The following is a 6,000-nucleotide window of genomic DNA, read 5'->3' as shown; positions in this document are numbered from 1 at the left end:
GTCAAAAAAGAATCCTGTTAAAAGCTATACCACAAACAGTGTAAATGGAAATATCCTGTTAAAAGATGGGAAGCTGAAGCTCCCAAAGGCAGGCTGGATCCGGATCCGGCAGCATCGTAAGATCCGGGAAGATGCCTGCTTGAAAGGTGCATCCGTCTGTATGGAAGCTGATGGGCGGTATTATGTTTCTCTTCTGTATTTTTGTGAAGAAAAGCCGGTGGAAATAAGGAACATAAGGCAGGCCGTCGGACTCGATTTTTCCATGAAAGAACTATATGTAGATTCCAATGGAAAACATGTAGGTTATCCGCACTATTTCAGAAACAGCGAGGAAAAACTGGCGAAAGCGCAGAGAAAACTGAGTCATTGCCGGAAGGGGAGCAATCGTTACAAAAAACAACAGAAAAAAGTGGCGCGGATCCATACACATATCGCTCACCAGAGAAAAGATTACTTGCATAAAGAATCAAGAAAGATAACCAATTTCTATGATATCGTATGTATCGAAGATCTGGATCTGAAGACGATGAGCGGGGAACATCATTTTGGAAAAAGTGTTCATGACAACGGTTGGAGAATGTTCACAGATTTTTTGCAGTATAAACTGGAACGGGAAGGGAAGAAGCTTGTCCGCATCGACCGCTGGTATCCCAGTTCCAGAACATGCAGCTGTTGTGGAAAAATAAAACATGATCTGAAACTGGAAGAGCGGGTATATCTTTGCAGCTGCGGAAACCGGATGGACCGTGATGAAAATGCGGCGGTCAACATCTGCCGGGAAGGGCTGAGAATATCCGGGATCATATTGGAAAAGAGCGAAAAAGCATCATAAAAAGATATCAGTCCAAAAGAACCGTGGGACACACGGGGATCGCTCGTGAATGCTTTGCCCAACGGGGGAATCGAACGAGAAGCCCCCACTTCAAGCGTGAGCTAAGTGGTGGGAGTATGTCACTTTACAGGAACCTCCAGGGAATTTTCTAAAAAAAGTACGCCAGACAATGAATTTCTCCATCATCTGACGCACTTTCTTAATTTTCTTTATCTGATTCCTTTTTGATCTATCACCGGCTGCCCGGCCATTCCATCGTTTCGTATGGATCTGTTTCCGTCCATCCGTCATTCTTCCGGATCTATTCTACGTCCTGTCCGCCCTTCACCTGCGGCCGTCCAAGGCTCTCCCACTTCAGGTAGGCACTGATAAATCCGTCGAGTCCGCCGTCGAGCACCGCATTTACGTTTCCGCTCTCAAATCCGGTCCGGTGGTCTTTTACCATCGTGTATGGCTGGAGTACATAGGAACGGATCTGGCTGCCCCATCCGATATCTTTGATATCGCCGCGGATGTCGGAGAGCTTCTCTGCATTTGCCTGCTGCTTTAACATATACAGTTTCGCTTTCAGCATTTGCATTGCCTTGTCCTTATTCTGGAACTGGGAACGCTCATTCTGACACTGGACAACAACGCCGGTCGGGATATGGGTGATACGGACTGCAGATGACGTCTTGTTGATGTGCTGTCCGCCGGCACCGCTGGAACGGTAGGTATCGATCCGCAGGTCATCCGGGTTGATCTCGATATCCAGATCTTCCTCGATATCCGGCATAACATCACAGGATACGAAGGAGGTCTGTCTCTTTCCGTTCGCGTTGAACGGAGAAATTCTTACGAGACGATGAACGCCGCGCTCGGACTTTAAGTAGCCGAAAGCATTCTCACCGTTAATCTGGATCGTTACCGACTTAATACCGGCTTCCTCACCGTCGAGGAAATCGAGGACCTCGACCTGATAGCCTTTTCTCTCTGCCCAGCGGCAGTACATGCGGTATAACATGCTGCACCAGTCGCAGGACTCGGTTCCGCCCGCTCCGGCATTCAGTCTTAAGATCGCATTGTTATTGTCATATTCTCCGGTCAGAAGTGTGCGCAGACGAAGTGCATCGAGCTCAGAAGTGAACTCGTCGAGCATCTCCTGGATCTCCGGAATGATCGCCGGGTCATTCTCCTCGTACCCCATCTCGATCATCAGTCCGATCTCCTCATACTGATTCTGGAGCTTGTTGTACTCTGCGACCGTGTCCTTTAAGTTTTTCGCTTCTTTCACGAGTCTCGTAGATTTCTCTGCATCCTCCCAGAAGCTCGGCTCTTCCATGGTCTTGTCCAACTCATCGATCCTTCTGATCTTTGCCTCCAGATTCAGGGAATCACGAACCTCCTTTAACGGAGTTTCATATGTGGACAAGGTGTATTTAAACTGGTCTAACTCAACCATTGACTCTGCCCTTTCTTAATAATGATTTAACAAGGTCAGCGCAAGAATTTGCGCTGACCAGTAACATTTCAGTATCTTTCCGGCTGCCGTCTCTATGCCAGCGGTTTTCTTCCGTGACACTGCTTATATTTCTTACCGGATCCGCACGGACACGGATCATTCGGGTAGATTTTCTGGGTCTGGCGTCTCTGCGGAGCTTTTGCCGCGGAATCGTCACGGTTTGTACCTGTAACCTTGGCTGCCGGCTCTCTCTCGACCTTCTCCTCTACACGGATATGGCAGAGAATACGGAGCGTGTCCTCACGGATCGCCGCAGTCATATCATCGAACATCTCGTATGCGCTCATCTTGTACTCAACGAGCGGGTCACGGTTGCCGTATGCCTGTAAGCCGATTCCCTCACGGAGCTGATCCATATCGTCGATATGGGACATCCACTTGTTGTCGATAACCTTTAAAAGTACCACACGCTCGATCTCACGAACCTGCTCTGCATCCGGGAATTCTGCTTCCTTGGACTCATAGAACTTCGTCGCAAGCTCTTTTAACATGTGCTTAAACTCATCTTTGTTCATCTTCTTGATCTCTTCTGTCAGCTCGATCGGCTTTAACGGAATGATCGGAAGAAGAAGATCATTTAATTCCTTGAATCCCCAGTTCTCCGGAGTCTGCTCGTCGCTGATGGACATGTCCACAGCGCCCTCGACAACGTCGTTGAGCATCTTCATGATCACTTCACGCATGTTCTCACCGTCAAGTACCTGGCGGCGCTCAGCGTATACGACTTCACGCTGCTCATTATTGACCTCATCATACTTTAAGAGGTTCTCACGGATACCGTAGTTGTTTGTCTCGATCTTCTGCTGTGCCTTCTCGATCGCGGAAGACAGCATCTTGTGCTCGATCTGCTCATTCTCCGGAACACCGAGTGCATTGAACATGCTCATCAGCTTGTCGGAACCGAAGAGACGCATCAGGTCATCCTCAAGGGAGATATAGAAGCGGGACTCACCCGGGTCACCCTGACGTCCTGCACGTCCGCGGAGCTGGTTATCGATACGTCTGGACTCGTGGCGCTCTGTACCGATGATCTTTAAGCCGCCGAGTGCTTTGGACTCATCGTCAAGCTTGATATCGGTACCACGGCCTGCCATGTTCGTCGCGATCGTTACCGCACCGTGAACACCTGCGTCCGCTACGATCTCAGCTTCCAGCTCATGATACTTCGCGTTTAATACTTTATGCGGAACTCCGCGCTTCTTTAACATCTGGCTCAGCATCTCAGATGTCTCGATCGTGATCGTACCGACAAGGACCGGCTGTCCTTTCTCGTGTGCCTTTACGATCTCCTCGACAACTGCGTGGAATTTCTCTTTCTTTGTCTTATATACAGCATCATCAAGATCCTTACGGATTACCGGACGGTTTGTCGGGATCACGATAACGTCCATGCCGTAGATATTACGGAACTCTTTCTCCTCAGTCTGGGCTGTACCGGTCATGCCGCCTTTTTTCGCGTACTTGTTAAAGAAGTTCTGGAATGTGATCGTTGCAAGAGTTCTGGACTCTCTCTTGACGTTTACATGCTCCTTCGCCTCGATGGCCTGGTGGAGACCGTCGGAGTAACGACGGCCCGGCATGATACGTCCTGTGAACTCATCGACGATCAGGACCTCATCATCCTTGACCACATAGTCCTTATCGCGGAACATGAGGTTGTGTGCACGGAGTGCGAGGATAATGTTGTGCTGGATCTCAAGGTTCTCCGCATCTGCAAGGTTGTCGATGTGGAAGAATGCCTCGACCTTCTTCACACCCTGTTCTGTCAGGTTTACGACTTTCTCCTTCTCATTTACGATGAAATCACCGGTCTCAGTGATCTCCTCGCCCATGATGGCGTTGAGTTTATTAAACTCACCGGATTCCTCACCGCGGACCAGCTGCTTTGCAAGGACATCGCAAACCTCATAGAGCTTTGTGGACTTTCCGCTCTGTCCGGAAATAATAAGCGGGGTTCTCGCCTCATCGATCAATACGGAGTCGACCTCATCGATGATGCAGTAGTCCAGGTCACGGAGTACCATCTGATCTTTGTAGATCGCCATATTGTCACGAAGATAATCGAAACCGAGCTCATTGTTCGTCACATAAGTGATATCGCACTGGTAAGCTGCTTTTCTCTCCTCGGAAGTCATGGAGTTTAATACCACTCCGACCTTTAAGCCGAGGAACTCATGAACCTGTCCCATCCACTCAGCATCACGCTTTGCAAGGTAATCATTGACCGTTACGATCTGGACGCCTTTACCGGAGAGGGCATTTAAATATGCCGGACAGGTGGAAACAAGAGTTTTACCTTCACCTGTCTTCATCTCTGCGATACGTCCCTGATGAAGGACGATACCACCGATGAGCTGTACCGGGTAATGCTCCATATTTAAGACTCTCTTTGCTGCCTCTCTGACAGTTGCAAATGCCTCCGGCAGAATATCGTCGAGCGTTTCTCCTGCAGCAAGGCGCTCTTTGAACTTTCTCGTCTGATCCTTTAACTCGTCATCAGACATCGCCTGCATGGTCGGGCGCAGTTTCTCGATCTTATCGATGATCGGGTAAATATACTTTAATTCCCGGTCACTGTGCGTACCAAATATTTTTTCAACAAAATTCATTCTGCTTGTTCTCCTATATAAATAAATATCCACATGCGGCTACCCCCAGGCTTTCAACTGAAAATCCAGCCACATACACTGTTTCAATCTCTATCCGATGCCTTTTCTTCTATGTTGCGGCACTTTTCACATGACCGCATACGACTGCATCGTACAATCCTTAATATTTTAACACCTTCCGGGCTTTTATTCAATGACTTCATTTAATTTTAACAATTCGTACATAAATCTCTTATTTTTAAGGACGGTACTTTATAAATTTACAAATTAATGTCGCCTCCAGCAAACAAGCGCGACTCCCAAGCATGTTGTCGCGGCTGAACACCTCTACGGGCAGCAGACCAACGAGCTCCCGAAACCGTAGCAGCACATGCACTCGCCGCGGTTTACTACCACTGTGGCAGCGGACCGGTGAGATTCCGGGCGGGAGCACATTGATCCGGGGAGATGGCTTCTCTTATCTCGCGGGTGACTGCGTTGGAGAACAAGGAACACTTGTCTGAGCGAAGCGAGTTGTGTTCCTCGTTCTCCGCCCTTAGCAGTCGCACGCAAGCTTAGAGGAACCCTCCCTGGATCTCCGGTGCTTCTGCCCGGAATCTCACCGGCCCGCAGATACTCCCCAGCGCCCGCAATCTCTTCTCCCCAAATTCCTGCCAAACCATTTTCCACTTAAAAACTGTGCCCCTTTCCCACACACTTCCAAAAATTCAGATATTTTCCTCCCCTATCATTTTTCCCATCTTCTCCCCTTCCGGCATCCTCTTCCCGCAGCTTTTCCTCCATGATTCCCCCATTTCCCCCAGACTGTACAACTTGCACAAACCATACATTCGATTCTCCGGTTATCCACTTTATCCACACTAATCCACCAAAATTATGTGGAAAGTTGTCCACCTCGAAAAATGCCGATTTCACGCTATTTCGCAGTTATACACCAAGTTATCCACATTATCCACAGGTTTTTTCCTCCCCACCGGTGGATTTTACTCTCTCTTTATATTTGTTTTATTTTTGTGAACATCTCATAAAATTTACATTTCCGACAACTTTTTTGCCCG

3 protein-coding genes are annotated in these 6,000 nt (G+C 48.5%); 1 reads left to right on the top strand and 2 read right to left on the bottom strand.

The features are described from left to right. A partial coding sequence (locus V2546_RS14360; RefSeq protein ID WP_329752675.1) for a transposase occupies nt 1–832 on the top strand: 832 nt, incomplete at its 5' end. 301 nt (nt 833–1,133) lie between these two features. Here V2546_RS14360 and prfB read toward each other — a convergent pair. Both prfB and secA read right to left on the bottom strand, forming a co-directional pair. Then, nucleotides 1,134–2,273 carry a peptide chain release factor 2 gene (gene prfB / locus V2546_RS14355; RefSeq protein ID WP_118299253.1) on the bottom strand — a complete coding sequence of 380 codons (1,140 nt, stop codon included), beginning with the start codon at nt 2,271–2,273 and terminating at the stop codon, nt 1,134–1,136. Between the two features lie 92 nt (nt 2,274–2,365). Next, the gene (gene secA, locus V2546_RS14350; protein WP_118533619.1) at nt 2,366–4,942 is read right to left on the bottom strand and encodes a preprotein translocase subunit SecA; all 2,577 of its coding nucleotides are present in this window, start codon (nt 4,940–4,942) and stop codon (nt 2,366–2,368) included. Nucleotides 4,943–6,000 lie beyond the last annotated feature (1,058 nt).

Origin of the sequence: Clostridium sp. CM74B_53 (genome assembly GCF_036318045.1) — a bacterium.
In the GTDB taxonomy this organism is placed as follows: Bacteria; Bacillota; Clostridia; order Lachnospirales; family Lachnospiraceae; genus Pilosibacter.
Note: the sequence above shows the minus strand (reverse complement) of the source record. Positions and strands in the feature narration are given on the sequence as shown.

Bases quoted from the DNA above. Each gene is read 5' to 3' on its own strand.
- prfB (WP_118299253.1), bottom strand. From the start codon at position 2,273: ATGGTTGAGTTAGACCAGTTTAAATACACCTTGTCCACATATGAAACT.
- secA (WP_118533619.1), bottom strand. From the start codon at position 4,942: ATGAATTTTGTTGAAAAAATATTTGGTACGCACAGTGACCGGGAATTA.